General features: G+C 59.9%; 30 protein-coding genes. 22 read left to right on the forward strand and 8 right to left on the reverse strand.

The features are described 5' to 3' along the window. The first annotated feature begins 148 nt into the window (after positions 1-148). The 11 genes from coxB (at position 149) to GOX63_RS06515 (ending at position 10,094) form a co-directional block, all read left to right on the forward strand. Positions 149-1,060, forward strand: coding sequence for a cytochrome c oxidase subunit II (coxB, locus tag GOX63_RS06465; protein ID WP_170326882.1), 912 nt, complete (start codon positions 149-151; stop codon positions 1,058-1,060). A gap of 73 nt (positions 1,061-1,133) precedes the next feature. Then, a complete protein-coding gene (gene cyoE / locus GOX63_RS06470) occupies positions 1,134-2,090 on the forward strand; it encodes a heme o synthase (RefSeq protein WP_170326881.1) in 957 nt (318 codons plus the stop codon). Beyond that, a complete protein-coding gene (locus GOX63_RS06475; RefSeq protein ID WP_170326880.1) occupies positions 2,087-2,248 on the forward strand; it encodes a hypothetical protein in 162 nt (53 codons plus the stop codon). The genes cyoE and GOX63_RS06475 overlap by 4 nt, the downstream gene beginning before the upstream one ends. Continuing rightward, positions 2,248-2,823: a cytochrome c oxidase assembly protein gene (locus GOX63_RS06480; RefSeq protein WP_170326879.1), complete on the forward strand. Its 576-nt coding sequence runs from the start codon at positions 2,248-2,250 to the stop codon at positions 2,821-2,823. The genes GOX63_RS06475 and GOX63_RS06480 overlap by 1 nt, the downstream gene beginning before the upstream one ends. 22 nt (positions 2,824-2,845) lie before the next feature. Continuing rightward, positions 2,846-3,661: a cytochrome c oxidase subunit 3 gene (locus GOX63_RS06485; protein ID WP_170326878.1), complete on the forward strand. Its 816-nt coding sequence runs from the start codon at positions 2,846-2,848 to the stop codon at positions 3,659-3,661. A 155-nt stretch (positions 3,662-3,816) separates the two neighbouring features. Beyond that, the gene (locus GOX63_RS06490; RefSeq protein ID WP_170326877.1) at positions 3,817-4,494 is read left to right on the forward strand and encodes an SURF1 family protein; all 678 of its coding nucleotides are present in this window, start codon (positions 3,817-3,819) and stop codon (positions 4,492-4,494) included. Then, positions 4,491-5,879 (forward strand): threonine synthase, encoded by a 1,389-nt coding sequence (gene thrC / locus GOX63_RS06495; RefSeq protein ID WP_170326876.1) that lies wholly within the window; start codon positions 4,491-4,493, stop codon positions 5,877-5,879. Before GOX63_RS06490 ends, thrC begins: the two co-directional genes overlap by 4 nt. Further along, complete coding sequence (locus GOX63_RS06500; protein WP_170326875.1) at positions 5,876-7,138, forward strand: M16 family metallopeptidase; 1,263 nt, start codon at positions 5,876-5,878, stop codon at positions 7,136-7,138. Before thrC ends, GOX63_RS06500 begins: the two co-directional genes overlap by 4 nt. Continuing rightward, positions 7,138-7,722 carry a GNAT family N-acetyltransferase gene (locus GOX63_RS06505; RefSeq protein WP_170326874.1) on the forward strand — a complete coding sequence of 195 codons (585 nt, stop codon included), beginning with the start codon at positions 7,138-7,140 and terminating at the stop codon, positions 7,720-7,722. Before GOX63_RS06500 ends, GOX63_RS06505 begins: the two co-directional genes overlap by 1 nt. Before the next feature lie 102 nt (positions 7,723-7,824). Continuing rightward, entirely contained in the window at positions 7,825-8,643 is an 819-nt protein-coding gene (locus GOX63_RS06510; protein WP_170326873.1) for an MBL fold metallo-hydrolase, read from the forward strand. A 38-nt stretch (positions 8,644-8,681) separates the two neighbouring features. Next, complete coding sequence (locus GOX63_RS06515) at positions 8,682-10,094, forward strand: FAD-binding oxidoreductase (protein ID WP_170326872.1); 1,413 nt, start codon at positions 8,682-8,684, stop codon at positions 10,092-10,094. Positions 10,095-10,133: 39 nt separating this feature from the next. On the opposite strand, the gene GOX63_RS06520 is transcribed toward GOX63_RS06515, so the two are convergent. The 3 genes from GOX63_RS06520 to GOX63_RS23945 all read right to left on the reverse strand — a co-directional run bounded on the left by GOX63_RS06520 (position 10,134) and on the right by GOX63_RS23945 (position 11,536). Further along, complete coding sequence (locus GOX63_RS06520) at positions 10,134-10,613, reverse strand: fasciclin domain-containing protein (protein ID WP_170326871.1); 480 nt, start codon at positions 10,611-10,613, stop codon at positions 10,134-10,136. 168 nt (positions 10,614-10,781) lie between these two features. After that, positions 10,782-11,321, reverse strand: a complete 540-nt coding sequence (locus GOX63_RS06525; protein ID WP_170326870.1) for an adenine phosphoribosyltransferase — start codon at positions 11,319-11,321, stop codon at positions 10,782-10,784. Between the two features lie 80 nt (positions 11,322-11,401). Beyond that, the gene (locus GOX63_RS23945) at positions 11,402-11,536 is read right to left on the reverse strand and encodes a hypothetical protein (RefSeq protein ID WP_302477135.1); all 135 of its coding nucleotides are present in this window, start codon (positions 11,534-11,536) and stop codon (positions 11,402-11,404) included. Positions 11,537-11,641: 105 nt separating this feature from the next. Here GOX63_RS23945 and GOX63_RS06530 point away from each other — a divergent pair, with 105 nt between their 5' ends. Next, the gene (locus tag GOX63_RS06530; RefSeq protein WP_170326869.1) at positions 11,642-11,815 is read left to right on the forward strand and encodes a hypothetical protein; all 174 of its coding nucleotides are present in this window, start codon (positions 11,642-11,644) and stop codon (positions 11,813-11,815) included. 3 nt (positions 11,816-11,818) lie between these two features. Here GOX63_RS06530 and GOX63_RS06535 read toward each other — a convergent pair whose 3' ends face one another. Beyond that, positions 11,819-12,448 (reverse strand): LysE family translocator, encoded by a 630-nt coding sequence (locus GOX63_RS06535; RefSeq protein ID WP_170326868.1) that lies wholly within the window; start codon positions 12,446-12,448, stop codon positions 11,819-11,821. Between the two features lie 246 nt (positions 12,449-12,694). Here GOX63_RS06535 and GOX63_RS06540 point away from each other — a divergent pair, with 246 nt between their 5' ends. Continuing rightward, positions 12,695-13,558, forward strand: a complete 864-nt coding sequence (locus GOX63_RS06540) for an alpha/beta hydrolase (protein ID WP_170326867.1) — start codon at positions 12,695-12,697, stop codon at positions 13,556-13,558. 5 nt (positions 13,559-13,563) lie between these two features. On the opposite strand, the gene GOX63_RS06545 is transcribed toward GOX63_RS06540, so the two are convergent. After that, entirely contained in the window at positions 13,564-14,436 is an 873-nt protein-coding gene (locus tag GOX63_RS06545) for an S-methyl-5'-thioadenosine phosphorylase (protein WP_170326866.1), read from the reverse strand. A gap of 207 nt (positions 14,437-14,643) precedes the next feature. Here GOX63_RS06545 and GOX63_RS06550 point away from each other — a divergent pair, with 207 nt between their 5' ends. Next, the gene (locus GOX63_RS06550) at positions 14,644-16,278 is read left to right on the forward strand and encodes a SulP family inorganic anion transporter (RefSeq protein WP_170545191.1); all 1,635 of its coding nucleotides are present in this window, start codon (positions 14,644-14,646) and stop codon (positions 16,276-16,278) included. A gap of 31 nt (positions 16,279-16,309) precedes the next feature. On the opposite strand, the gene GOX63_RS06555 is transcribed toward GOX63_RS06550, so the two are convergent. Then, positions 16,310-16,951 (reverse strand): CatB-related O-acetyltransferase, encoded by a 642-nt coding sequence (locus GOX63_RS06555; protein ID WP_170326864.1) that lies wholly within the window; start codon positions 16,949-16,951, stop codon positions 16,310-16,312. After that, entirely contained in the window at positions 16,951-17,556 is a 606-nt protein-coding gene (locus GOX63_RS06560; protein WP_170326863.1) for a flavin reductase family protein, read from the reverse strand. Before GOX63_RS06560 ends, GOX63_RS06555 begins: the two co-directional genes overlap by 1 nt. Positions 17,557-17,628: 72 nt before the next feature. On the opposite strand from GOX63_RS06560, the gene GOX63_RS06565 reads away from it, so the two are divergent. The 5 genes from GOX63_RS06565 (at position 17,629) to GOX63_RS06585 (ending at position 20,672) form a co-directional block, all read left to right on the forward strand. Then, a complete protein-coding gene (locus tag GOX63_RS06565; protein ID WP_367646725.1) occupies positions 17,629-18,123 on the forward strand; it encodes a GNAT family N-acetyltransferase in 495 nt (164 codons plus the stop codon). Between the two features lie 53 nt (positions 18,124-18,176). Further along, positions 18,177-18,920 (forward strand): EcsC family protein, encoded by a 744-nt coding sequence (locus GOX63_RS06570; protein ID WP_170326861.1) that lies wholly within the window; start codon positions 18,177-18,179, stop codon positions 18,918-18,920. Positions 18,921-19,038: 118 nt separating this feature from the next. Continuing rightward, a complete protein-coding gene (locus tag GOX63_RS06575; protein ID WP_170326860.1) occupies positions 19,039-19,503 on the forward strand; it encodes an NUDIX hydrolase in 465 nt (154 codons plus the stop codon). A 71-nt stretch (positions 19,504-19,574) separates the two neighbouring features. After that, positions 19,575-20,030 (forward strand): DUF1178 family protein, encoded by a 456-nt coding sequence (locus GOX63_RS06580; RefSeq protein WP_170326859.1) that lies wholly within the window; start codon positions 19,575-19,577, stop codon positions 20,028-20,030. A 3-nt stretch (positions 20,031-20,033) separates the two neighbouring features. Continuing rightward, on the forward strand, positions 20,034-20,672 hold the full coding sequence (locus GOX63_RS06585) for an SDR family NAD(P)-dependent oxidoreductase (RefSeq protein ID WP_170545194.1): 639 nt from the start codon (positions 20,034-20,036) through the stop codon (positions 20,670-20,672). Here GOX63_RS06585 and GOX63_RS06590 read toward each other — a convergent pair. Beyond that, entirely contained in the window at positions 20,666-21,019 is a 354-nt protein-coding gene (locus tag GOX63_RS06590; RefSeq protein WP_170326857.1) for a hypothetical protein, read from the reverse strand. The genes GOX63_RS06585 and GOX63_RS06590 overlap by 7 nt on opposite strands. Before the next feature lie 163 nt (positions 21,020-21,182). Here GOX63_RS06590 and GOX63_RS06595 point away from each other — a divergent pair, with 163 nt between their 5' ends. The 3 genes from GOX63_RS06595 (at position 21,183) to zwf (ending at position 26,296) form a co-directional block, all read left to right on the forward strand. Continuing rightward, the gene (locus GOX63_RS06595; protein WP_170545197.1) at positions 21,183-22,421 is read left to right on the forward strand and encodes an aspartate kinase; all 1,239 of its coding nucleotides are present in this window, start codon (positions 21,183-21,185) and stop codon (positions 22,419-22,421) included. Between the two features lie 46 nt (positions 22,422-22,467). After that, positions 22,468-24,711: a phosphoenolpyruvate--protein phosphotransferase gene (gene ptsP / locus GOX63_RS06600; RefSeq protein ID WP_170404263.1), complete on the forward strand. Its 2,244-nt coding sequence runs from the start codon at positions 22,468-22,470 to the stop codon at positions 24,709-24,711. A gap of 139 nt (positions 24,712-24,850) precedes the next feature. Continuing rightward, positions 24,851-26,296 (forward strand): glucose-6-phosphate dehydrogenase, encoded by a 1,446-nt coding sequence (gene zwf, locus GOX63_RS06605; RefSeq protein WP_170326854.1) that lies wholly within the window; start codon positions 24,851-24,853, stop codon positions 26,294-26,296.

Here is a 26,296-nt window from a genome sequence, read left to right on the forward strand (position 1 = left end):
ATCAAAAATAGCGTCTGTTTGACGCAAGCATTTTGCTTTATCTAACATTCGGAATATGGTTTTTAACTTTGCCAAAGACAACGGGAGAGGTGCGACCGATTCACACCTTTTCGACAGGGACGCAAAGATCAAACGATCAGGACAGAAAATGAAGAATGCTTTGATGCTTTCGGGGTTCATGACAGCCCTCTCCAGCCTTCCCGCCATGGCTCAGGAGCTTGAGATTATTGGCAAACCGGTTGACGGCGGCATGGGTTTCCAGCCCGCGGCCACCAGCCTTGCCGACGGGATTCAACGGCTGGACGGCATGATTCTGGTGATCATTACCGTGATCTGCCTGTTCGTTGCTGCGCTGCTGATTTATTGCATCGTGCGGTACAACCAGCGTGTGAATCCGACACCGGCGCGCTTCTCGCACTATACCCCGGTTGAGATCGCCTGGACCCTCGGTCCGATCCTGATTCTGGTCTTTATCGGTGCCTTCTCGTTGCCGGTTCTGTTCAAGCAGCAGGAGATTCCCGAAGGCGACGTGGTCATCAAGGTTGTGGGCAACCAGTGGTACTGGACCTATGAGTATGTTGACCACGATTTTGCATTCGACAGCTATTTGCTGGGCCATCCGGCGACGCTGGATGAAGGTGCCCGCCCTGCGGATGCTGACGTAACACCGTTTGTCCTCGATGATGCGATGCGCGCCAAGCTGGCCGACGCAGGTTACAGCGATGACGAATGGCTTCTGGCCACGGACACCGCCGTTGTCGTGCCGGTTGGCAAGATCGTCGTTATGCAGGTCACCGCATCCGACGTGATTCACTCTTGGACGATCCCGTCCTTCGGCGTGAAGCAGGACGGCGTACCGGGCCGCTTGGCGGAACTGTGGTTCCGGGCCGACAAGGAAGGCGTCTATTTCGGCCAGTGCTCGGAACTGTGCGGCAAGGACCACGCCTATATGCCGATCACCGTCAAAGTGGTCAGCGAAGAGGCGTATGAGCAATGGCTGCAGGGCGCCCTGGAAGAGTATGCAGGTCAGCCCGCAGCTTACCAGGTTGCATCGAACTAAGCCTGCAAGGGCCTAGATCAACACAAGCAGGCTGCGCGGTGATTGCGCAGCTTTCGCCTCAGAAGGACCGGATATGAGCGACGCAAGCATCAATGCCAGCACCGTGACCGCGCAAACCCGCGCGGACGAGGCCAGCTTTGGCGACTATTTCGCCCTGCTGAAGCCGCGTGTGATGTCGCTGGTGGTGTTTACGGCTCTGGTCGGTCTGCTGGCCGCTCCGGTGCCGGTCCATCCCTTCGTCGGCTTCTGTGCCATCCTGTTCATCGCTATCGGCGGTGGTGCCTCGGGTGCGCTGAACATGTGGTGGGATGCGGATATCGACAAGGTGATGAAACGCACCAAACGCCGCCCGATTCCGTCCGGCAAGGTTGAAGAGGGCGAAGCTCTGGCGATCGGGCTGGCGCTGTCCGGCCTGTCCGTGATCATGCTGGGGCTGGCGACGAACTGGTTTGCCGGTGCGTTTCTGGCCTTTACCATCTTTTTCTATGTTGTCGTCTACACGATGTGGCTAAAGCGTTCGACGCCTCAGAACATCGTTATCGGCGGCGCGGCAGGGGCTTTCCCGCCGGTGATCGGTTGGGTTGCCGCCACAGGGTCGATGACGCTTGAGCCTTGGCTGATGTTCGCGCTGACCTTCATGTGGACACCGCCGCATTTCTGGGCGCTGGCGCTGTTCATGCGCTCGGATTACGACGATGCGGGCGTGCCGATGCTGACCGTAACCCATGGTCGCCGCGCAACGCGTTGGCATATTCTGGTTTACACCGCGCTGCTGGCAACGCTGGCGGTTGGCACTGCGTTTTCGGGTATTGGTGGCCCGATCTACCTGACCGTTGCGGTGGTGATGAACGCCCTGTTCCTGCGCGGCGCATGGCAGATCTCACGCCGGTCCGAGGATGATGCAGAGGCGGACAACTTCAAGGTCGAACGCTCTTTCTTCAAGCTGTCGCTGCTCTATCTTTTCCTGCACTTCGGTGCAATTCTGGCCGAAGCGCTGTTGAAACCCTATGGCTTGGGAGGGTGGTCATGAGCCTGCGTAAAAGCCACGAGCTGCACGAACGTCGGTTTAGCCGCAATCTGGGGGTCGGCCTGACATTGGCAGCCTTCATCGTGATCATCTTCGGCCTGACCATCGTTAAGGTTTCGGGCACGAGCATGGGTGTACCCGCGCAGGAGGTGCAGAACTGATGGCATTGACCGGTCCGCAGAAAACGGTTGCGCAGACGGTGGGTGTGGTTGTCCTGATGGGTAGCCTGGCCTGGGCTGCGGTGCCATTCTACGACTGGTTCTGCCGTGTCACCGGGTTTGGTGGCACCACCGGCGTGGCTGCGCAAGCGCCCGAAGAAATTCTGGACCGCACAGTGACTGTCCGCTTTGACGCCTCGAAAGCCAAGGGCATGGCTTGGGAGTTCAAGCCGGTCGAGCGTGAGATGGAAGTGCGCATCGGCGAGACTGGGCTGGCCTTCTATGAGGCCTATAACCCGACCGACCGCCCGATTGCCGGGCAGGCGTCTTATAACGTCGCGCCTTATTCGGCTGGCGGGTATTTCCAGAAAATCGCCTGTTTCTGCTTTGAAGAACAGGTGCTGCAACCCGGGGAACGGGTTCAGATGCCGGTGAGCTTCTTCGTCGATCCTGAAATGGTCGAGGATTTGGAAGCCAAATATGTGCATACGATCACTCTGTCGTATACATTCTACGAAATAGACCTGCCCGAGGGCTACGCCGCCCTTGAAACGCAGGCAGATACAAACACGAACTAACGCCTGTAGGTGAGGGACGCTGATGGCACACGCTAAAAACCACGATTATCACATTCTGGCCCCGTCGATCTGGCCGCTTTTCGGCGCAGTCGGCGGCTTTGTGATGCTGTTCGGAGCTGTCCTCTGGATGCACGGCATCACCTCGTTCATGTTCTGGGCTGGTCTGGTGGCCGTTCTTTACACCATGTTTGCCTGGTGGTCCGAAGTGGTGGCCGAAAGCCGCGCGGGGGATCACACGCCGGTTGTCCGTATCGGCCTGCGTTATGGTTTCATCCTGTTCGTGATGTCCGAGGTGATGTTCTTCTTCGCCTGGTTCTGGTCGTTCTTCAAACATCGCATGTACCCGATGTACGATTATGCCGGCACCGAGTACATCCAGCCGGATATCCATGCGGTTGACCCGTTCCATCTGCCGCTGATCAACACGCTCGTTCTGCTGCTGTCGGGATGTGCCATCACGTGGGCGCACCATGCTCTGGTCCACAACAATGACCGCAGGGCGCTGGTGCAGGGTCTGGCCATCGGTATTGCGCTGGGCATCGCGTTTACCTTCCTTCAGGCCTTCGAGTATTTTGAACTACTGGCCCATGACGGCTGGAAATTCGGTGGTGACCAGTTCTATTCGAACTTCTTCATGGCAACCGGCTTCCACGGTGCTCACGTGATCATCGGGACGATCTTCCTGTCAGTCTGTCTGATCCGGGCGCTGCGCGGTGACTTTACCCCTGAAAAGCATGTCGGTTTCGAGGCCGCGGCCTGGTACTGGCACTTCGTGGACGTTGTCTGGCTGTTCCTGTTCTTCGCTGTCTACATCTGGGGTCAGGCCCCGCTGATGTAACGCCTGTCAGGCTGTTCAATTGCAAAAGCCGCCCTTTGGGGCGGCTTTTTCTCGATCAGGGCTCAAGATTGCGCCCGATACAATTGCGTGGTTGCAATTCGGTCCGCGTGCCCCTTAACAAGACGCCGGTTCCGGCTTTGCAACATGGTCTATAAATGCGCCGCATTCTCTTTTTGCTGATCTTCGGTCTTGCCGGTCTGGGCGTGCTGGTCTGGCTGGGCGTCTGGCAGGTGCAGAGGCTGACATGGAAACAGGATGTGCTGGCCGAGATCGAGGCGCGTATCGCAGCTGAGCCGATTGGCCTGCCCGAGACGGTTTTGGAGGAAAACGACAAGTTTCTTCCCGTGACCGTGGTCGGAGACATGGAGCCGGGGGAAATTCACGTACTGGTTTCGGTCAAGCAGGTCGGGGCAGGATATCGGATCATCCAGTCCTTCAGCACGGAAGACCGGACCATTCTTGTCGACCGGGGCTTTGTGCCAACGACGGCCAAGCAGGCTGATCGCCTGACGGGGCCAATGGAGGTCACCGGCAATCTGCACTGGCCGGATGAGATCGACAGCTATACCCCCGAACCCGATATCGACGACAACATCTGGTTTGCCCGGGATGTGCCCAATCTGGCGGCTGCGCTGGGGGCAGAGCCTGTGTTGTTGATCGCCCGTTCGGAAACTGACCCGGGGGTGACGCCTCTGCCGGTGGATACGGCGGGCATTCCCAACGATCACCTGCAATATGCAATCACATGGTTTGGTCTGGCTCTGGTCTGGGCCGCGATGACCGGTTATTTCCTGTGGCGCAACCGCGCCCCTTCTGAAAGTGAAGAGCAATGAAATACATCTCGACCCGTGGCCAAGCGCCTGAACTGACCTTTGAAGAGGCGATGCTGACCGGGCTGGCCCGTGACGGCGGCCTGTACCTGCCCGCTGAGATCCCGGTGATGACGCAGGATGAAATCGCAGCGCTCGCGGGTCTGCCCTATGAGGAAATCGCTTTTCGGGTGATGTGGCCCTATGTCAGCGGCTCGTTCGCTGAGGATGAGTTCAAGGCGATCATCGCTCGCGCCTACGAAGGGTTCGGCCACGACGCCCGCGCGCCGCTGAAGCAGCTGAACGAGAACCACTTCCTGCTGGAACTGTTCCACGGGCCGACGCTGGCCTTCAAGGACTTTGCCATGCAGCTGATTGGTCAGCTGTTTCAAGTGGCTCTGAAACGGCGCGGCGACCGGGTGACCATCGTCGGCGCGACCAGCGGTGACACGGGCTCGGCCGCTATCGAGGCGTTCCGGGGGCTGGACGCGGTGGACGTGTTCATCCTGTTCCCGCATGGCCGCGTGTCCGAGGTGCAGCGCCGCCAGATGACCACACCTTCGGACAGCAACGTTCATGCTCTGGCCGTGGACGGAGATTTCGACGACTGCCAAGCCGCGCTGAAGGACATGTTCAACGATTTCGACTTCCGCGATGGTGTGAAGCTGGCGGGTGTAAACTCGATCAACTTTGCGCGGGTTCTGGCGCAGATCGTCTATTACTTCTCGGCGGCGGTTAGCCTCGGCGCGCCGCATCGCAAGGTCAGCTTCACCGTGCCGACCGGCAATTTCGGCGACATCTTTGCTGGTTTTCTGGCCAAGCGCATGGGGCTTCCCATCGACCGTCTGGTGGTGGCGACCAACCAGAACGACATCCTGCACCGCTGCCTGTCGGGTGAGGGGTATTTCAAGGGCGACACTATCCCCTCGATCAGCCCGTCTATGGATATTCAGGTCAGCTCGAACTTTGAGCGTGCTCTATACTATGCCTATGGCGAGGATAGCGGCGCCGTCGCGCAATTGATGGATGAACTCAAGAATGGCGGCTTCAACGTCAGCCAGGGCGCGATGGAAGCGCTGCGCGAGAGCTTCGACTCGGGTCGCGCGTCCGAGGATGAAACGCTGGCGACGATCAAGCACACGCTGGCCCACAGCGCCGAGTTGGTTTGCCCGCACACAGCAGTTGGCATCAAGATCGCCGAAGAGCATCGGGCGGCAGACGTGCCGATGATCACTCTGGCCACCGCGCACCCGGCGAAATTCCCGGCAGCGGTTGAGAAGGCGAGCGACGTGCATCCGCCTCTTCCCTCTCGCATGTCTGATCTGTATGAACGTCCGGAACGGGTGACCCGCATTGCCAACGATCTGGGCGCCCTCGAGGAACATATCAGAAGGCATATTGCTGAGTGACAGTCAGACAAGACCAACTGAAGAACGGCTTTCGTATCGTCAGTGAACACATGCCGGGGCTGCAATCTGCTGCCATCGGCATCTGGGTAACCGCCGGTGGGCGGCATGAACGGATCGAGCAGAACGGTATCGCGCATTTCCTTGAGCATATGGCGTTCAAGGGAACCGAGCGGCGTTCTGCGCTGCAAATCGCCGAGGCGATTGAGGATGTGGGCGGCTATATCAACGCCTATACCTCGCGCGAAGTGACGGCCTATTACGCGCGGGTTCTGAAAGACGATGTGGCGCTGGCGATGGATGTGATCGGCGACATCGTTCTGAACCCGGTTTTCGACCCGCGTGAGATCGAGGTCGAGCGTGGCGTGATCCTGCAAGAGATCGGTCAGGCCTATGACACGCCCGACGACGTGATCTTTGACTGGTTGCAGGAGCAAAGCTATCACGACCAGCCGCTGGGCCGCACCATTCTTGGCCCGACCGAGCGGGTGAGTGCTTTTTCGCGCGAGGACCTGTCGGGCTTCGTGGCTGAGCATTACGGGCCGGAACAGATGATCTTGTCGGCCGCAGGCGCTGTGGATCACGACGCGCTGATGAAAATGGCCGAAGAGATGTTTGGCCATCTACAGCCGCGCAAAGGTCTGATCCCCGAAGCGGCGCAATTCACCGGTGGCGAAGCGCGGCAGGAGAAAGAGCTGGAGCAGGCACATTTCGCGCTGGCGCTGGAAAGCCCCGGCTATCGCGATGATGCGATCTATACCGCGCAGATTTATTCCACCGCTTTGGGCGGCGGCATGTCCTCCCGCCTGTTTCAGGAGGTGCGGGAAACGCGCGGGCTGTGTTACACGATTTTCGCGCAGACCGGCGCCTATGCCGATACCGGCACGACCACGATTTATGCCGGAACCTCGGCCGAGCAAGTCGCGGAACTGGCCACCATCACCATCGATGAGATGAAGCGGGCTGCGGAGGACATGAGCCCCGAAGAGGTCGCCCGCGCCCGTGCCCAGATGAAGGCCGGGATGCTAATGGGGCTGGAAAGCCCGTCGAACCGTGCGGAACGTCTGGCGCGGTTGGTGCAGATCTGGGGCCGGGTGCCCTCGCTTGAGGATACCGTCGCCAAGATCGATGCGGTCAGCACCGAGGACGTGCGTGCCTTTGCCGAAGACATGGCCGTCAAGGCCCCGGCGGCCCTGGCGCTATACGGTCCGGTGTCAGGCGCACCCACCTTGGCGGAATTGCAGGAGAGGCGTGCGGCGTGATGCTGTTGGGCAGACGCAAGCTGAAACTCGAAACCGAGCGCCTGAGCTTGCGCCCGCCTGTGCATTCCGACTTCAACGATTGGGCGGCGCTGCGGCGTGCGTCCAAGGAATACCTGACCCCGTGGGAGCCGGTCTGGGCTAAGGATCATCTTAGCCGCAAGTCCTTCACCAACCGGGTCTATTGGGCACAGAGATCGGTTTCCAGCGGCACGGCAATCCCTTTGTTCCTGTTCCGCCGAACAGATGATGTGCTGGTGGGGGCAATCACCCTCGACAACGTCCGTCGCGGCCCGGCGCAGGCGGGGACGTTGGGGTATTGGACGGGTGAGGCCTTCGCCCGCAATGGCTATATGCGCGAGGCAATTGGCGCCGTGGTGCATCACGCCTTTACCCGTCTGGACCTGAGCCGGATCGAGGCGGCGTGCCTGCCTGAAAACAAGCCTTCACGCGGCTTGCTGGAAAGCTCAGGCTTCAAATATGAGGGCGTGGCGCAGTCGTATCTGCAGATCAACGGGCGCTGGCGGACGCATGTCTTGTATGCCAGCCTGCGATCGGACCGGCGCGGGAAAACCGACGCGGGGTAGGGGGCTCTGCAGCCGCCGCGGCAGGCCGCGACTCCCCCGGGATATTTATTGCCAGATGAACAAGGGGCATGACTTGGGGCTGTTCTGCGCTACACTTCCGACATGCGCTGGGTTTTTGCGGCATTGATGGTAATCTCGGGCGGGGCTGCGGCGCAGGAGCGGCGGCCGAGCCATTGTATCGCCATCGCGGATGCTGCGCCTGGAATCGAGTATGTTCACAAGGCCGCCTGGCAAGACCCGATCCCGGACTACTCGGTGCGGATCAGCTATATCGCGCATGCCTCGTTTCTGATCCAGACACAGGGCGGGTTGAATGCGGTGACCGATTTCACCGGCTTCATTGGCAGCGCGGATCTGATCCCTGACGTGGTCACCATGAATCACGCGCACAGCACTCATTGGACGGCCCATCCCGACCCGGCCATTCCGCATGTTTTGCCCGGTTGGGGAGAGTTCGGGCAGGGAATTGAGCATCACCTCGATCTGGGCGAGATGTTGGTGCGCAATGTCTCGACCGATATCCGATCCCCCTATGGCGGGGTCGAAGAACGCGGTAATTCGATCTTTGTGTTTGAAATTGAAGGCCTGTGCATCGGTCATCTCGGCCACCTGCACCACGTGCCGTCAGACGAACAGTTCGCGGCCTTGGGGCGGCTGGACGTGGTGATGGCTGCGGTGGATGGGGGCACGACCATGCCTCTGCCCGAAATGATCTCGGTTCTGAAACGGCTGAAAAGCTCGGTCATCATCCCGATGCACTGGTTTTCCGGCTTTTCGCTGGATCGGTTTCTAGTCGATATTCGCAATGATTTTCCGGTCGAACGACACGGTGTCTCGGAACTGGTTGTTTCGCTGCAGACACTACCGGATCGGCCCACGGTCGTGGTGCTGGAGCCGCGCTATCTGATTGAATTGGAATAGGGCTTGTGGGGACAGGGCCGCTTGGGCAAGGAATGGGTATGACACTGAATCCTGCCGATGAGACCCTTGCCAACCTGATCAGGGCCGACCTGGGCGACGATATCCTGCGCCCTGTCACCGATCGCTACCTGGAAGAACCGCGCCGTCGATTTGCCGGACATGCGGGGCTGCTGGCCCTGCCGCGAACGGTTGAGGAGGTGTCGGCGCTGGTGCGGCTGGCCTCGGACGCGCGGGTGCCTGTGGTTCCTTACGGTGGGGGCACCGGGCTGGTCGGTGGGCAGGTCATGCCCGACGGGCCTGCGCCGCTATTGATCTCGCTCGAGCGGATGACGGCGATCCGTGCGGTGTATCCGACCGAGAATATTCTGATCGCCGAGGCGGGCGCGATTCTGGCCGACGTGCAGGCCGCCGCTGAGGGAGCCAACCGGCTGTTCCCGCTGGCATTAGCAGCGCAGGGGTCGTGCCGGATCGGTGGCAACCTCGCCACCAATGCGGGCGGAGTGAACGTGCTGCGCTATGGCAATGCGCGTGATCTGTGTCTGGGGCTGGAGGCAGTTTTGCCGAACGGAGAGATTTGGCATGGGCTCAGCCGGCTGCGCAAGGACAACACCGGGTATGATTTGCGTGACCTGCTGGTCGGCTCCGAGGGCACGCTGGGGATCATCACGGCGGCCTCGCTGCATCTGTTTCCGCGACCCGATGCGGTGGGGACTGCGATGGTGCAGGTCGCCTCGCCGCAAGCGGCGATCGAGTTGCTGGCGCTGGCACGGGATCAATTGGGGGACGGGGTCAGCACATTTGAACTGATCCACCGGCAGGGTCTGCAATTCCTGACTGAGGTGCTGCCGGATGTGCGACAACCCTTTACGACCCGGCCCGAATGGTGCGTGCTCATCGAATTGGGGCTGTTTTCCGGGCAATCACCGTCAGAGGCACTGGAGACGCTCTACGCCGCAGCGAACGAGGCTGGCCTCGTTGGTGATGCGGTCATCGCGCAGAGCGAGGCGCAGCGCATGGACCTCTGGGCCGTTCGCGAGCGCATCCCCGAGGCGAACCGCTTGATCGGGTCGGTGTCGAGCCACGACATCTCGGTCCCGATCTCGCGAATTCCCGAGTTTATTGTTCGCGGCGCCGAGGTGGTGGCGGCGCTTGGCCCGTTCCGTATCAACTGCTTTGGGCATCTGGGGGACGGCAATCTGCATTACAACGTGTTCCCGCCGCTTGGACATGACCGGTCGGAGTTCGATGGGCAAAGGCAGTCTGTGAAACACGCCGTGCATGACCTGGTTCACGCGTTTGACGGTTCTGTCAGTGCCGAGCACGGGGTCGGGCGGCTCAAGACCGGCGATCTGGAGAGATATGGGGATGCGACAAAGCTGGCGGCCATGCGCGCCATCAAAACCGCGCTAGACCCTTTGGGGATCATGAATCCTGGCGCGGTTTTGAGGTAAAGACGCGGCCCTTGGATGTGTCGGGCCGCGACGGGGCGATTACGAGCCCGGCAGGATGACCTTGTCGATGACGTGGATCACGCCGTTCGAAGTCTCGATATCCGCCTGAACGACGTTGGCATCATTCACCATTACACCGTTGTCCAGATCGATAGTGATGTCTCCACCCTGAACCGTGGCGGCCGTCATGTCGTCTGACAAATCACCCGACATCACTTTGCCTGGCACCACATGATAGGTCAGGACCGCGACCAACTGATCTTTGTTCTCGGGCATCAGGAGTGTTTCCACGGTGCCTTCTGGCAGGGCGGCAAACGCCTCATCCGTGGGGGCGAACACGGTGAACGGGCCCTCGCCTTTCAGAGTGTCCACCAGATCAGCGGCCTGAACGGCGGCAACGAGAGTTTCAAAGCTGCCAGCACCGACAGCGGTGTCAACGATGTCTTTGTTGTCGCCAGCAAAGGCGGTAGGGGCAAGCAGAGCGCTGGTCACGCCAGCAATAGCGAGTTTGCGAAACATGATACAATTCCCTTGTTCGAATGCCTCATCTGGCATCAACAGGGGTACGGATGACCCTCGCAAAAAGATCACTGAATGTGTCTATGGGATCGGGTTGATATTGGGCTTCATCGCGCTAAGCCTGAGCCTGCCCGGTTTTCCACTCACAATCTTGTGAACGCAGGGCGCTTACAGCCCTTCGAACTCGCACAGAATATGTACGTCCATGCCCATCTCTTCCAGCACCTTGCGACCGCCCAGTTCCGGCAGGTCGATGATGAAGGAGCACGAGACGATCTCACCGCCCAGCCGCTCGATCAGCTTGATCCCGGCGGCGGCGGTGCCCCCGGTGGCCAACAGGTCATCGACGACCAGGATTTTCTCGCCCGGTTGGATGGCGTCATCGTGAATCTCGACGATGGCCTCGCCATATTCCAGCTTATAATCTTGGCTGATGGTGGTGCCGGGCAGCTTGCCCTTTTTGCGGATCGGGACAAAGCCGACGCTCAGTTGGTGGGCAATTGCGCCGCCAAGGATGAAACCGCGGGCCTCAAGGCCGACGACCTTGTCGATCTGTTCTCCCGCATAGGGGTGCAGCATCTGGTCGATCGCCATACGGAACCCGCGCGGATCGGCGAACAGGGTGGTGACGTCCCGGAACATGATCCCTTCATGCGGGAAATCAACGATGGTTCGGATGTAATCCTTGACCGACTTGTTTCTGGACATGGCCAACCCCTTTGGCGTCAAAACACGCGGGCGTGTTTGGCCCATTGGGGTCAGCCTTGCAAGGAAAGATTACCGCCGCCTTACTTGCGACGTTGCGAAACAGAGTTCGGCAGGCTTTTGTACCGATAGAGCGCGGCAGGCAGCCACGACAGATGCGGTTTGCGCCAGTTGCGCTGGTCTCGCAAAAGAAATGCCTGAGCAGCATGAAGGTTCATTGCCATATTCCTTTTTTATTGTTAGGTGCTCGATAACTACAATTTCTATGCGATGTATATACATTGCATCGCTATAAGAATCAAGTGTTCGACGGGGAAAAGAACGTGGCAAAGAAAGACGGAAAAGGTTCTACCAAGAAAAACAGTCAGTTGGTCTTGCGTCTGGACAAGGATGAGCGCGACGCTTTTGTCGAACTTTGCAAGGTACTGGATACCTCAGCCGCACGGGAAATCCGACGGTTCATCCGTGGTTTCATGAAGGAACACGCTGAGGATTGATCCTCAGGCCGGGCGGCGCAGGACGGCGGTCGCAACCCCCATTCCGATCAACGTCAGCCCTCCGAACCGGGTCATCGCGGTGATGACGCCGGCACGTCCGATCATCCGGCGCAGCCTGTCCGCCAGCAGCGCATAGGCCAGCGCGTTCAGCCAGGCGAGGCCGACGAAGGTAGCGATCAGGATGGCGAATTGTGGGCCCAATGGGTCCGCCGGGCGCAGAAACTGCGGCACAAAGGCAATGAAGAACGCAATGGATTTCGGGTTCAGCGCAGTGACGGCGGCGGCATGGCCAAAGACACTGTGGGCGGTGACGTCGGGTCCGGTTTCCACTGTCTGCAATCCGCCCGAAGGCGCACTGCGCAACAATTTGAGGCCCAGCCACACCAGATAGGCCGCACCCACCCATTTCAACACGGAAAACAGCGTCGCCGAGGCCAGTACCAGCGCGCCCAAGCCCAGCAGCGATGCGGTCATGGCCACGAGATCCCCCACCGCGACCCCGGAGGCCGAGGCCACGGCAACGCTGCGCCCTTTCGACAGGGCATAGCTGAGCACCAGCAGTACGGTGGGTCCGGGGATCAGCAGCAAGGCGGTTGATGCGGCCACAAAGGCCAGCCAAAGGTCGATGGACATGGGGGTTCCTGTGTCTATTTTCTCACCAAGCCCCGATGCGGCGGCAACGTCAAGCCATTCGTGGATTGCTTAGGTTTCTGTTTCAGGTGAACTCACAGAAAGTATCAGGGCGCGTGCCCCGATGAACCGTCTAATAAAAAAGTCCGAGCCGTGCAGGTTAAAGATTGAATTAAGGCTTGTGCATCTTCCTTGAAACTCGCACCCGGTTTCCCAAACTAAGAAGCACCAGGGGATCGGAGGCGAAAAATGACGCAGCTACATCCAGATCACATCGGAACATTTTCGAAACCCGCCCGGTCGAGAGCCTGGCCGGTACGGCGTGTGTTGATCCTCTTGGTCCTGATCGGGGGTGCGCTATACGCCGGGATACTTGGGTATATGTACGCAAACCAGAATACGCTGCTGTACAAACCGTCCGGGGAGTTGCCCGATCCCAAGGCTGTTGGGTTGGCCGATGTAGATGTGATCTCGGTTCCCATGTCCGACGGCGTAGTGTTGACCGCATGGTCCGCTCCGCCGGCCATCGAGGACGCGCCGACGGTTCTGTTCTTTCATGGCCAAAGCGGCAATCTGGGCGACCGGGCCGATCGTATGCGTGAAATCCTCAACAGTGGTTTTGGCCTGCTTGCGCCCAGCTATCGCGGTTTCCCGGGCAGCGAGGGCGAGCCCTCGGAACTGGCGCTGATCTCGGATGGGGTGCAATTGTTTGACCGGCTGGAGGCTGAAGGCGCGGAAATTGTCCTGCACGGCCAGAGCCTTGGAACCGGCGTGGCGGCGGCCGTTGCCGAAGAGCGGCCCAACGCGCAGTTGCTGGTGCTTGAGGCGCCGTTTACCGCCACCGTGGATGTGGCAGCCGAGCGCTATCCGTTCCTGCCGGTCTCGGCCCTGATGAGGGATCAGTTCGCCACCCGCGACCTGATCGACAGCATCACAGTGCCAACCCTGATTTTCCACGGGACCGAGGACGAGACCATCCCGTTGCATCATGGTGAGGCGCTGGCGGCGATGTCAGGGGACACCGCCCAGTTGCACGTTATCCCCGGCGGAACCCATAACGACCTCTGGTCGCATGGGCTGTGGGCCGAGGTGCAAGGCGCGCTGGGGCAATAGCCAGATCAGAGAATCCGACCGGCAACCGCATCCAACTTGGCTAGCAACGCTGGGTCGCGTTTTTCTGGTGCAGTCAGGATGGCGTATTCCAGCGCGCGGTCGCAGCCATGCGGGCAGGGTGCGCGCTCGGCTCCCAACAGATCGGGCAGGCCTTTAACCAGAGCCCGGCCTTTCTCGGCATTGCCGGTCAGGGTGGCAATGATGGCGGCCACGTCGACCTCTCCGTGGTCAGGATGCCAGCTGTCGTAATCGGTGACCATGGCGATCGAGGCATAACAAAGCTCAGCTTCGCGGGCGAGTTTCGCCTCGGGCATGTTGGTCATGCCGATCACGTCGCAGCCCCATTGTTCGCGGTACATCTTGGACTCGGCCAAGGACGAGAACTGCGGTCCTTCCATAGCCAGATAGGTTCCGCCGCGGTGAATGGTGATACCCGCCGCCTTGCCTGCGGTTTCACAGGCGTCCGACAGACGTGGGCAGGTTGGATGGGCGACGCTGACATGGGCAACGCAACCGGTGCCGAAAAAGCTCTTTTCGCGGGCAAACGTCCTATCGATGAACTGATCGACGATCACGAAATCCCCCGGTGCCATATGCTCGCGGAATGACCCACAGGCAGATACCGAGATCACATCCGTTACCCCCAGCCGTTTCAGCGCGTCGATATTGGCGCGATAGGGCACCTCGGTCGGTGAATGCACATGCCCGCGCCCGTGGCGGGGCAGGAAGGCCATTTCGACACCGTTCAGCGATCCGGTCAGGATTTGGTCCGAAGGATCGCCCCACGGGGTTTCCACCGTGACCCACTCCGCGTTCTCCAGCCCGTCGATCTCGTAAATACCTGATCCACCAATGATGGCGATTTTGGTCTGGGTCATGGCTGCTCTCCGCGTGAAAAAATCCGTTGAGGAATTTCTGCGGGGCGGCAGAGGATTTGGCAAGTGGCTTCAACGGTTTGTGTTGGGTGCTGGTCCGGTATGCGTCTGGCGCATATCAGGGTCCCGCCTGACGCGGTATCTCAGGCGGGGTTTGACCGTTAAAAGGCCCCTTTCGCGCGAACAAAAACAGACCGACAGGACCGTCCCATGCCCCGAGCCATGCTGGCAAGCTTTGCCAATCGTATAGCCAAACCCGATTTGCGATGGGTGCCGGACGAGGGGTTGACCGCCTCGCGTCTGCGGATCGAGCTGCTGTCCGGTCTGACCGTGGCGCTGGCACTGGTGCCCGAGGCGGTGGCATTTGCCTTTGTTGCCGGGGTGCATCCGCTGGTCGGTCTCTACGCGGCCTTCATGGTCGGTCTGATCACCGCGCTGATTGGCGGCCGTCCGGGCATGATTTCGGGCGCAACCGGGGCGCTCGCCGTCGTCATGGTGGCGCTGGTCGCTGAACATGGGGTCGAATACCTGTTCGCAACCGTAGTGCTGATGGGCATCCTGCAGGTGATTGCGGGGGCCATGCATTGGGGGCGCTTCATCCGTCTGGTGCCGCATCCGGTGATGCTGGGTTTTGTGAACGGTCTGGCGATTGTGATTTTTCTGGCGCAGCTCGGTCAGTTCAAGGTGCCGGGCACCATGGAAAATACCGGCCACGGCGTAGGTGGCGGTGAATGGCTCTCGGGCATGCAGCTCTATACCATGCTGGGGCTGGTGGCGCTGACCATGGCGGTGATCTGGGTCATGCCGCGTATCACGCGCATCGTTCCTGCACCGCTGGCGGGTATTCTGGTTGTGGCTGCGCTGGTGATTGGCTTTGGGCTGGACGTGCCGCGCGTCGGCGACCTGGCCTCGATCGAAGGCGGGCTGCCCGCCTTCCACATCCCGATGGTGCCGCTGAACTGGGAAACCTTTGAGATCATCCTGCCCTACGCCGTTATTCTGGCCGCTATCGGCCTGATTGAATCGCTGCTGACCCTGAACCTTGTTGGGGAAATTACCGGCAAGCGCGGCGGAGCCTCGCAAGAGTGTATCGCACAGGGCGTCGCAAACGTGGCTACCGGTTTCTTTGGCGGTATGGGCGGTTGTGCGATGATCGGGCAATCGATGATCAACGTGAAATCCGGCGGCCGTACGCGCATTGCCGGCATCGCGGCGGCGCTGTTCCTGCTGATCTTCATCCTGTTCGCCTCGCCGCTGATCGAACAGATCCCGCTGGCCGCGCTGGTCGGGGTGATGTTCATGGTGGTCATCGGAACCTTTGCTTGGAACTCGTTCAAAATCCTGCGCAAGGTGCCGCTGACCGATGCGTTCGTGATCGTTCTGGTGACCGTCGTGACGGTGATGGAGGACCTGGCGGTTGCCGTGGTCGTTGGTGTTATCGTCTCGGCGCTGGCTTATGCGTGGAACAATGCCAAGCGTATTCACGCCGTTACTCGCGAGTCATCGACTGAAAAGGGTGCCAAGGTCTATGAGATCCAAGGCCCACTGTTCTTTGGCTCTTCCGATGGCTTCGTCGAGCTGTTCGACATACCAAATGATCCAGAAACGGTGATCGTGGATTTTGCCGAAAGCCGCGTTGTCGATCAGTCGGCGCTGCAGGCGATTGAAAACATCGCCGCCAAATACGAAGCCGCAGGTAAACGCGTCATGCTGCGCCACCTTAGCCGTGATTGCCACAAGCTGCTGAACAAGGCCGGCCACCTGATGGTCGATAGCGATGATGACCCGGATTACGAACTGGCGGTGGATTACTCGGTCCGTACCGGCATATTGGGCGGTCACTGACATATTGGAAAGGCGGCCTTAGGGTCGCCTTTCAATTTGGTGCCAATCGTTCCAGCCTATCGATATCCCCGGATAGAAGGGCGCTTTCGGCGGCTCCAACTTCTTGTGGTGGCCAGTCCCACCAGCCAAGCGCCTCCAGTCTGGCAATCACATCCGGTTCAAAACGGTATCGCCGTACTTCTGCGGGGTTTCCTGTGACGATTGCGTAAGGTGGGATATCACCTCGTACAACCGATCCGGCGCCAATGATTGATCCGTTGCCAATCCGGGCTCCGGGCAGAATCAATGCGCCATATCCGATCCATACGTCATGCCCGATGATCGTATCCCGCGTGTCGGGTTGGTATCCTGACATCCTGTCCGGATCGAAGACAGGAAAAGGAAAACAGGTCAGACCCGCCATCGCGTGATTGGCCGAAGATGTAATGAACCGAACGCCATGAGCAATCTGGCAAAATTTGCCGAGGATCAGTTTTTCCTTCGAAAACGGAAACAGATAAGGAGCCAGCCGTGCCCCCCAATCCTCGGGCGGGTCAAAGTCTGATGCGTAGCTGAACGCCCCGACCTCAAACCGTGGATGATCGAATGCTTCGGACAAGAACACCGTGCCCTTGTGGTCGGTCCCATCGGGCAGGGTAACCGGGTATCTGCGATGAGGATCAGGGAGTGGCATCAGTCGTCAGGCCTGGACAGGCTGAATAGCTCGGTCACAACTGAATAGTCGCGATATCCAAGCCGGGCCAGCGGCTGGAAGGACGTGACGTCGAAAATTCCGTCCTTCAGGCAATCATCCCGCAGGTGAACACCGGTGACTTCGCCAAACACGACACGATTTGAGTCTCCTGGCAGAGTAACAATCTGCGTCAGCTTGCATTCCAGTGCAGCTGGAGCGCCTTCAACTCGGGCGCACGGAATAGTCTCGCATTCGACCGGTGTCAGACCGGCGTGATCGAATTCGTCGTGATGTTTGGGCAGGCCTGCGGAACTGGCATTCATCGCGTCCCGATGCGCATGAGCAACCACATTCACGCAGAACACGCCGGTCGCCTCGATATTCGACACACTGTCTTTGCCACTATCCTGATCATGCTTGGTGCCGGTTGATGCAAACATCACTTGCGGCGGCGTGTAGGCGACCCCGTTGAAAAAGGAATAGGGGGCCAGATTGTTGATCCCCTCGGGGCTGCGTGTGGATATCCAACCGATTGGCCGCGGCGTGATGACGGCGTTGAAGGGGTTGTGCGGCAGGCCGTGGCCGTCTTCGGGGCGGTAGAACATATGATCTCCAAGCGTTTGCCCAAGGCGTACCGAAGTGCTAGTGCGAATGCCAGCAAGGAAAAGAGGGCTGGGGTGCAGCAGTTCGGGATCAGGCCGGAAGAGCCGGAGGATTGGTGGGAAGTCGAAGCCCTTTATGACCTGTGCTTTGCGCCGGGGCGCGAGGCACTGTCTTCTTATCGTCTGCGCGATGATGTGCCGCCTGTGACGGGGATGTCTCTGGTGGCGCGGGACGGGCAGGGCATTCTCGCCGGTGCCATCCGATTCTGGCCGGTGCATGTGGGGGAACACGATGCGCTGCTGTTGGGGCCAGTGGCCGTGCACCCAACTCATCAGGGCGAAGGTTTGGGCGGATTTCTGATCCACGAAGGCATCGAAGCTGGCCGCACATTGGGGTGGGAACGCGTCATGTTGGTCGGTGATGCGCCCTATTACGCTCGGTTCGGGTTTTCCCGTCTCAGCGAGGTTGAGATGCCGCCGCCCACCAACCCGGATCGCGTTCTGGGGCTGGAATTGTCGCCCGGCGTTTGGGAGGGCGTTCATGGTATGGTGACCCGCTGGAGCCGCTGAGCTATTGAAACCGCGGGCATAAACCCCGATGTCTAAAGGGCAGGAGGGTGTTTATGCAGGACGTGGTTCTTGTCGAAAAACTGGATGCCGAGGCTGAATTGGACCGTTTGGCCGGGTATTACAGGACGGCCGGTGGACCCGGTGTCAAACTGTTAAATAGTTTGGGCGGATCGGCTGAGTCTTTGTTGGATCAGTTGCCTGAACCGATCAAGCAAGGTCTTACGGGCGCTACAGAGCAGGCCTTGTGGCTGGCGATGCACGCCGCCGAAGGATCGCGCCGTGCTGTTCCCGATCAGCGCCCCTGGGTCAACACCGCTGTGACCACCGCCATGGGCGCGGCGGGCGGCTTGGGCGGTGTTTCTACCGCTCTGATGGAGCTACCGGCGACTACTGCGATGCTGTTGCGTTCCATACAGGGTGCCGCGGCGCGCGAAGGGTTTGATCCGTCCGAGGAAGGTGTGAAATTCGACTGCGTGCGCGTTCTGTCGGCGGCCGGGCCTTTGTCCAATGACGATGGCGCTGATCTTGGGTTCTTTTCCGTCAGGCTGACGCTGACCGGTCCGGCCATGCAAAAGCTGGTCGCGGCGGTTGCCCCCCGCCTGTCTGTCGTGCTGGGGCAGAAACTGGCGGCGCAGTCCGTGCCGGTGCTGGGGGCGATTGCCGGCGGTAGCACCAACTATGTCTATACGCGCTATTACCAGCAGATCGCCCGGGTGCATTTTGGCCTGCGGAGGTTGGCGATAGATGCGGATATTCCGCATGATGATCTGGTGCGCAAACTGGCGGCGCGTATGTGATCCAAAGCCAAGGGCTTGGAGAAAAACGCTTTATATGGTATCCGTTATCCGAGGGCCCGCTAAATAAGCAAAAAACTGCGGGAAAACAGGCAAGGATTCCAATTGAAAGGCGGCTAGCGTGATTGACGCCAGACTTGCGCCATATGTTTCGCGAAAGACCCGGCATCTGCCGGTGCGGCAGCAATCGGCCGCGCTGTGCTATCGCATCGAAAAGGGCCACCCCGAAGTTCTGCTGATCACCACACGTAAATCTCATCGCTGGATCATTCCCAAAGGATGGCTGATCGACGGTCTGACCCCGTCCGAGACAGCCCTTCAGGAAGCATGGGAAGAGGCCGGTATTCGCGGTCTGTGCGACGCGCAGGCGATGGGGCGGTTCCATTACCAGAAACTCCGCCAAAAAAAGGGACCTGTACTATGCGCCGTGGATGTATTTCCGCTATTGGTGCAATCGGTCTCATCGCGCTTTCCCGAATGCAGGCAACGGGACAGAAAGTGGTATTCACCGAAAAAGGCGGCCCAAAAGGTCAAGTCCCGCGAATTGGCAATATTGTTACGAAAGCTTGAGCCTGTTAGGCACTGAGTTGTCGCTGGAGGGGCTTGATCTTGCCATGTCCCTCGGTATCTATTCGACAACCGACATTTGGACGGACCATGATTCAGTACGCATTGAAGTGCAGCAACGGCCACACGTTTGACAGTTGGTTCCAATCGGCCGCTGCTTACGACAAACTGGCATCCGCGGGCATGGTGACATGCGCCGTGTGCGGGTGTTTGGAAGTCGAAAAAGCCATCATGACACCACGCGTCCGTCCGGCCCGCAACGCCGAGGCACGGCCCTTGGCGCCGATGCCAGAGGCGGACACGATAGATGTGGCGGCACCGGCCCCCGATATCGAAAAGGTGCTGACCGAGCTGCGCCGTAAGGTCGAAGAAAACTCGGACTATGTCGGCAAGGATTTCGCCAGCGAGGCGCGTAAGATTCATCTGGGAGATGCCCCCGAACGGGCGATCTACGGTGAGGCCAAGCCGGAAGAGGCTCAGGCCTTGATTGATGATGGGGTGCCGGTGGCTCCGCTGCCTTTTGTTCCCAGCAGAAAGACCAACTGACACATGCATGTTGTGATCACTGGCGCCGGTCGTGGGATCGGCAGAACGCTGGCGGATCACTATCGGGCGCGGGGCGACGCGCTGACCGGCACTGCACGGGACGGGTCGGCGCAAGTGGTTCTGGATGTCGCTGACCCGTCGCAACATGCTGATTTGGCAGCGCATTTGGTAGACCAGCCGGTTGACCTGCTGATCTGCAATGCCGGGGTCTATCTGGACAAGGGACAGGGCATCGACGGCTATCCGGCCGACATGTGGGCGCAGAGTTTTGCCACCAATGTCACCGGCGTGTTCCTGACCGTTCAGGCCTTGCTGCCCAACCTGCGCGCAGCGCGCGGAAAGATCGTGATTTTATCTTCGCAAATGGCGTCACATACGCGGGCGCCGGGCGGTAGTTATATCTACCGCGCATCAAAGGCCGCCGCGCTTAACCTTGGGCGGAATCTGGCCACCGATCTGCACGCGGACGGGATCGCCGTCGGCATCTATCACCCCGGTTGGGTGAAGACGGAAATGGGCGGGTCGGCCGCCGAGATCACCTCGGATCAGGCTGCAGAGGGCCTGATCGAGCGGTTTGATGCGTTGTCACTGGAGACCTCAGGCTGTTTCGAAACCTGGGACGGTCGCCCCCACGTTTACTGACGGATCAGTGCGGCTGAGGGGATTTCGTAAACCTCATCCGGGTCGATGAAAACCACCGTCAGGTCACCGCGCGTTTCGTGGCTGATATTGGCGGGAGAGCTGCTGGACGTTGGTACGCCATCGGTGAAATAGATGCTGCGTACCTCGCCTGCGCCCAACGAAACGGCTAGCGTGGTGGTGCCATCATCATGGTGGCGAAGCTCGGCATGGCAGCTGCTCAGTGGCTCACCGCCCGCGGCGCAAGGCACCGTGCCCAAGGCATTCTTGCCGTCGGTTGCGGCCAGTGTGGCAACTTGCGCAAAAGCGGGCGAAGACAGCAGCATGGCTGCGATGGCAAGGCGGAGCATGGAAAACCTCTTGGAAAATTCGATATCTAAGGCTGACACCCCCACTGCCGGATGTAAAGCGGTCCGATGCGGCATTCGGGGCGGTTTTGAACCCTTGCCCTTAGGGCCCCCCTCGCATAAGACGCACGGGATCTGAATTCCAAGGCGCGGAGAGACCACCCCCATGCCCTTACTCGTTATGAAATTCGGTGGCACATCGGTTGCCAACCTTGACCGCATCCGTCGCGCAGCCAAACGCATCGGTGTCGAGGTGGCCAAGGGCTATGACGTGATCGTCATCGTTTCGGCCATGTCCGGCAAGACCAACGAACTGGTCGGCTGGGTTGACGAGACCTCTCCGCTGTATGACGCGCGCGAATATGATGCCGTGGTGTCCTCGGGTGAAAACGTGACCGCTGGCCTGATGGCGCTGACGCTGCAGGAAATGGATATCCCGGCGCGCAGCTGGCAGGGCTGGCAGGTGCCGTTGAAAACCACCAGCGCCCATAGCCAGGCCCGGATCGAGGAAATCCCAACCGAGAACCTGAATCAGAAATTCGGGGAAGGCATGAAGGTGGCTGTTGTTGCAGGCTTCCAGGGCATCAGCCCCGAAGGCCGCATCACTACGCTGGGACGCGGTGGTTCGGACACGACGGCCGTCGCATTCGCTGCCGCATTTGGTGCCGAGCGCTGCGACATCTACACGGATGTGGACGGCGTCTACACCACTGACCCGCGCATCTGTGAAAAGGCGCGGAAGCTGGACCGCATTTCGTTCGAGGAAATGCTCGAACTGGCCTCGCTGGGGGCCAAGGTGCTGCAGACCCGCTCGGTCGAGCTGGCGATGCGCTATAAGGTGAAACTGCGCGTTCTCTCAAGTTTCGAAGAACAATCCGACGAGGCCGGTACGCTGGTCGTTGACGAGGAGGATATCATGGAATCCAATGTCGTGGCCGGTGTGGCCTATTCCCGTGACGAAGCCAAGATGACCGTCGTATCGGTGGCGGACCGCCCCGGTATCGCCTCGACCATCTTTACCGCGCTCAGCGATGAGGGCGTAAATGTCGACATGATCGTGCAGAACATCTCGGATGAGGGACGCACGGACATGACGTTCTCTTGCCCGACCGATCAGGTGGCGCGGGCGGAAAAAGCCCTGCTGGCGATCAAGGACGCGGGCGAGCTGAACTATGCCGAACTGGTTGCGGATCAGGACGTCTGCAAGGTCTCGGTTGTGGGCATCGGGATGCGCTCTCAGTCCGGCGTTGCGGCCAAAATGTTCAAGGTGCTCTCGGATGAGGGGATCAACATCAAGGTCATCACAACCTCTGAGATTAAAATTTCCGTCCTTGTCGACAGGAAATACATGGAACTTGCGGTTCAGGCACTGCATGATGCCTTTGAACTGGACAAGGCGGCCTGAGCATCTCAGCCAAGGGTTTCGCCTGACACACTAAATTGGTTGGGCCATGGCGGACGGCACCGAAACAGAATCCCGCAAGCTGCTGGGGCGGCTGCGCGAAGAGATGGCAAGCGAAGCCGCCGGTCAGGAGCGTCTTGACCGGATCACCAGCCTGATTGCGGACAGCATCCGGGCCGAGGTCTGCTCGATCTATCTGTTCCGCGATGAAGATACGCTGGAGCTGTGCGCCACCGAAGGTCTGGCACCAGAAGCGGTGCATAAGACCCGGATGCGCATGGGCGAGGGGCTGGTGGGGCGCGTCGCCCAATCCGGCAAAGTCGTGAACACGGCAGATGCGCCGTCGGCCAAAGGTTTCCGTTATATGCCGGAAACCGGGGAAGAGCGGTTCTCGTCCTTCCTTGGTGTTCCGGTTCAGCGTCTGGGCGAAAAGCTGGGCGTTCTGGTGGTGCAATCCCGCGAAGCGCGCGAGTTTTCCGCGGACGAGGTCTATGCGCTGGAAGTAGTCGCCATGGTTCTGGCCGAAATGGCCGAACTGGGTGCCTTTGTCGGTGAAGGCGCGGCCCTGTCGCCGCTGCACCAGCAATCAGTGCAGCTGAACGGCGGACCGGCACAGGAAGGTTCAGCCGAGGGCCATGTCTGGCTGCATGAACCACGCGTAGTGGTGACCAATCCCATTGCCGACGACCCGCATCGTGAGCGCGAGCGCCTGACAGATGCCGTTGAGGAATTGCGCGTCGGCGTCGACAAGATGCTGGAGATTTCGCAGGGGGCTGACAAGGAGCAGCTTCAGGTTCTGGAAGCCTACCGCATGTTTGCCAACTCCAAAGGCTGGATGCGGCGGATGGAAGAAGACATCGCCCGCGGCCTAAGCGCTGAAGCCGCGGTCGAGAAAGAGCAATCACAGGCCCGCGCCCGTATGGGGCAGGTGACCGATCCCTATTTGCGTGAACGACTGGCCGATCTGGACGACCTGTCCAACCGGTTACTGCGTATCCTGACCGGGCAGGGCAAAACCGATGGCGCCGACCTGCCGCCCGATCCGATCCTGATCGCCCGCAATATCGGCCCCGGTGATCTGTTGGAATACGGTCGGTCGCTGAGAGGTATCGTTCTTGAGGAAGGCTCAGTCGGTAGCCACGCCACCATTGTCGCCCGTGCACTGGCGATTCCGCTGGTTGTTCATGTGGGCCGCATCACCACCGAGGCGTTGAACGGCGACCACATCCTGGTCGATGGTGATCATGGTGTCGTGCATCTGCGCCCCGAAGATACCGTGGTCAGCGCCTTCCGCGACAAGATCGCCATGCAGGCCAAGGCGCAGGAGCGTTATGCCTCGATCCGCGAAACCCCAACCGTTACGCGGGATGGTGAACGGATCAATCTGGTGATGAATGCGGGTCTGATGGCCGATCTGCCCTCGCTGGGCAATTCCGGGGCCGAAGGCGTTGGCCTGTTCCGGACCGAATTGCAGTTCCTGATCCGTAACCAAATGCCGAAACGGTCGGAATTGGTGGCGCAATATCAACGGGTTCTGGATGCGGCTGGCGACAAGCGTGTGGTGTTCCGGACGCTGGATATCGGCTCGGACAAGGTTCTGCCCTATATGAAACACGTGGCCGAACCGAACCCGGCGCTGGGTTGGCGCGCGATTCGCGTCGGGCTGGACAAGCGCGGCGTGATGCGGATGCAGTTGCAGGCCCTGCTGCGCGCTGCCAATGGTCGGCCGTTGACGATCATGTTCCCCTTCGTGGCGCAGGCCGACGAATTCCGCGAGGCGAAGTGGGAGGTCAACAAGACCATCGAGCGTGAAAAGCGCCTTGGCCACGTCCTGCCCGAGACGATCGAAGTCGGCGCGATGCTGGAAACGCCGTCACTTGCCTTTGCGCCGCAGAAGTTCTTTGACGAGGTTGATTTTGTCTCGATCGGCGGCAACGACCTGAAGCAGTTCTTCTTTGCCGCCGACCGCGAGAATGAACTGGTGCGCCGCCGCTACGATACGCTGAATGTAAGCTTCCTCAGCTTCATCGAGCGGATCGTTGAGCGCTGCAACATCTCGGACACGCCGCTGTCCTTCTGCGGTGAGGATGCAGGTCGCCCGGTCGAGGCGCTGTGCCTGGCCGCAATGGGCATTCGGTCGCTGTCGATGCGTCCGGCTTCGATTGGTCCGGTCAAAAGCCTTCTGCTACGGGCTGACCTGCAATCGCTGCGCAAGATTATCGCCGACGCGCGCCACCGAGGAGAGCAGTCTGTACGCCCCGCCGTCATGGACTGGCTGCGCAATCAGAGCTGAATTTCCAATTCCGGGCTTGCTTTCTGCATCTGCATTGCCTATTCAAAGCGCGAATGTTAGCGATAACATAACCCATGTCACAGGCACCACGAACTGGGGATGCTATGGTGGCTCAGGTGAAAACTGAAGGAGCCCGTCGATGGTTTCACGCGTAATTCCGGTCAACCCGTTCGATCTGGTGTTGTTCGGCGCCACTGGCGATCTGGCACAGCGCAAGATTTTGCCGGGCCTCTATCATCGTTTCGAAGTGGGCCAGATGCCCGAAGACGCCCGGATCATCGGCACTGCCCGGTCGGACATGGACAGCGACGCGTTTCGTGAACAGATCCGCGCCTCGATGAAAGAATTCGCGCCCAAGTTCAAAAAGGACGTGCTGGATCAGTTCCTGGGCCGGGTCGAATACGTTCCGGTTGATGCAATGGGTGAGGCGGGCTGGTCCGATCTTGCCAAGTCTCTGCGCCCTGATGTGGTACGCGCTTTCTATCTGTCCGTCGGTCCCAGCCTGTTCTCAGGCATTGCGCAGCGTCTGCATGATCACGGGCTTGCCACGCCGGACAGCCGCATCGTGGTGGAAAAACCTTTCGGGCATGATCTGGCCTCGGCCAAGGCGTTGAACGAGGGTCTGCGCGCCTGTTTCGAAGAGCATCAGATTTACCGGATCGATCACTATCTGGGTAAAGAAACAGTGCAGAACCTGATGGCCCTGCGCTTTGCCAACTCGCTGTTCGAACCGCTGTGGAACTCGACCCATATTGATCACGTGCAGATCACCGTGGCTGAAACCGTCAGCGTCGAAGGGCGCGGGGGTTATTACGATCAATCCGGCGCCATGCGGGACATGATCCAGAACCATCTGGTGCAGCTTCTGTGCCTGACGGCGATGGAACCGCCCTCGAAATTCGCGCCGAACGCTGTGCGGGACGAAAAGGTCAAGGTGATCGAGGCGCTGGAACCGGTAGAGCCCAAAGACATCGCGCGCGGTCAGTATCGCGCCGAACATGGTCAAGGCGGTTATGTCGATCACGTCGGCAATCCCGCCAGTCGGACCGAAAGCTTCATTGCCCTTAAGGTCCATCTGGGCAACTGGCGCTGGGCCGGGGTGCCATTCTATCTGCGCACCGGTAAACGCCTGCGAGCGCGGGAATCCGAGATTGCGGTGTTCTTCCGCGATCCCCCACATACGATTTTCCCGAATGTCGGCCCGTTGCACGGCAACGTGCTGGTTATCCGCCTGCAACCGGATGAAGGGATCACTCTGCGCACCACGATCAAAGACCCCGGCCCGGGCGGTTTCCGCCTGTCCGATGTGGCGCTGGACATGAGCTTTGCCGACGCGCTGGGCGCTGAATCCAGTGCGCCGGATGCCTATGAGCGGCTGGTGATGGATGTGATCCGCGGCGATCAGACCCTGTTCATGCGCGGGGACGAGGCCGAAGCGGCCTGGGCTTGGGTCGATCCCATCATTCAGGGCTGGGAAGAGCGGGGCGATCGCCCAGCGCGGTACGATCAGGGCAGTTCAGGTCCGGAAGAAGCACTGATGCTGATGCATCGCGACGGGCGCCGCTGGCGTCAGATCGGAGGCTAA

The sequence above is a fragment of the Ruegeria arenilitoris genome (assembly GCF_013031355.1).
In the GTDB taxonomy this organism is placed as follows: Bacteria; Pseudomonadota; Alphaproteobacteria; order Rhodobacterales; family Rhodobacteraceae; genus Ruegeria; species Ruegeria arenilitoris_C.

Excerpts from the sequence above, each read along its gene's own strand:
- GOX63_RS06550 (WP_170545191.1), top strand. The coding sequence starts at position 14,644 with ATGCCCCGAGCCATGCTGGCAAGCTTTGCCAATCGTATAGCCAAACCC.
- thrC (WP_170326876.1), top strand. The coding sequence starts at position 4,491 with ATGAAATACATCTCGACCCGTGGCCAAGCGCCTGAACTGACCTTTGAA.
- GOX63_RS06515 (WP_170326872.1), top strand. The coding sequence starts at position 8,682 with ATGACACTGAATCCTGCCGATGAGACCCTTGCCAACCTGATCAGGGCC.
- GOX63_RS06555 (WP_170326864.1), bottom strand. The coding sequence starts at position 16,951 with ATGCCACTCCCTGATCCTCATCGCAGATACCCGGTTACCCTGCCCGAT.
- ptsP (WP_170404263.1), top strand. The coding sequence starts at position 22,468 with ATGGCGGACGGCACCGAAACAGAATCCCGCAAGCTGCTGGGGCGGCTG.
- GOX63_RS06480 (WP_170326879.1), top strand. The coding sequence starts at position 2,248 with ATGGCATTGACCGGTCCGCAGAAAACGGTTGCGCAGACGGTGGGTGTG.
- GOX63_RS06535 (WP_170326868.1), bottom strand. The coding sequence starts at position 12,448 with ATGTCCATCGACCTTTGGCTGGCCTTTGTGGCCGCATCAACCGCCTTG.
- GOX63_RS06475 (WP_170326880.1), top strand. The coding sequence starts at position 2,087 with ATGAGCCTGCGTAAAAGCCACGAGCTGCACGAACGTCGGTTTAGCCGC.
- GOX63_RS06585 (WP_170545194.1), top strand. The coding sequence starts at position 20,034 with ATGCATGTTGTGATCACTGGCGCCGGTCGTGGGATCGGCAGAACGCTG.
- GOX63_RS06525 (WP_170326870.1), bottom strand. The coding sequence starts at position 11,321 with ATGTCCAGAAACAAGTCGGTCAAGGATTACATCCGAACCATCGTTGAT.
- zwf (WP_170326854.1), top strand. The coding sequence starts at position 24,851 with ATGGTTTCACGCGTAATTCCGGTCAACCCGTTCGATCTGGTGTTGTTC.
- GOX63_RS06545 (WP_170326866.1), bottom strand. The coding sequence starts at position 14,436 with ATGACCCAGACCAAAATCGCCATCATTGGTGGATCAGGTATTTACGAG.
- GOX63_RS06485 (WP_170326878.1), top strand. The coding sequence starts at position 2,846 with ATGGCACACGCTAAAAACCACGATTATCACATTCTGGCCCCGTCGATC.
- GOX63_RS06590 (WP_170326857.1), bottom strand. The coding sequence starts at position 21,019 with ATGCTCCGCCTTGCCATCGCAGCCATGCTGCTGTCTTCGCCCGCTTTT.
- GOX63_RS06560 (WP_170326863.1), bottom strand. The coding sequence starts at position 17,556 with ATGTTCTACCGCCCCGAAGACGGCCACGGCCTGCCGCACAACCCCTTC.
- GOX63_RS06595 (WP_170545197.1), top strand. The coding sequence starts at position 21,183 with ATGCCCTTACTCGTTATGAAATTCGGTGGCACATCGGTTGCCAACCTT.
- coxB (WP_170326882.1), top strand. The coding sequence starts at position 149 with ATGAAGAATGCTTTGATGCTTTCGGGGTTCATGACAGCCCTCTCCAGC.
- GOX63_RS06505 (WP_170326874.1), top strand. The coding sequence starts at position 7,138 with ATGCTGTTGGGCAGACGCAAGCTGAAACTCGAAACCGAGCGCCTGAGC.
- GOX63_RS06580 (WP_170326859.1), top strand. The coding sequence starts at position 19,575 with ATGATTCAGTACGCATTGAAGTGCAGCAACGGCCACACGTTTGACAGT.
- GOX63_RS06570 (WP_170326861.1), top strand. The coding sequence starts at position 18,177 with ATGCAGGACGTGGTTCTTGTCGAAAAACTGGATGCCGAGGCTGAATTG.
- cyoE (WP_170326881.1), top strand. The coding sequence starts at position 1,134 with ATGAGCGACGCAAGCATCAATGCCAGCACCGTGACCGCGCAAACCCGC.
- GOX63_RS06540 (WP_170326867.1), top strand. The coding sequence starts at position 12,695 with ATGACGCAGCTACATCCAGATCACATCGGAACATTTTCGAAACCCGCC.
- GOX63_RS06510 (WP_170326873.1), top strand. The coding sequence starts at position 7,825 with ATGCGCTGGGTTTTTGCGGCATTGATGGTAATCTCGGGCGGGGCTGCG.
- GOX63_RS23945 (WP_302477135.1), bottom strand. The coding sequence starts at position 11,536 with ATGAACCTTCATGCTGCTCAGGCATTTCTTTTGCGAGACCAGCGCAAC.
- GOX63_RS06490 (WP_170326877.1), top strand. The coding sequence starts at position 3,817 with ATGCGCCGCATTCTCTTTTTGCTGATCTTCGGTCTTGCCGGTCTGGGC.
- GOX63_RS06520 (WP_170326871.1), bottom strand. The coding sequence starts at position 10,613 with ATGTTTCGCAAACTCGCTATTGCTGGCGTGACCAGCGCTCTGCTTGCC.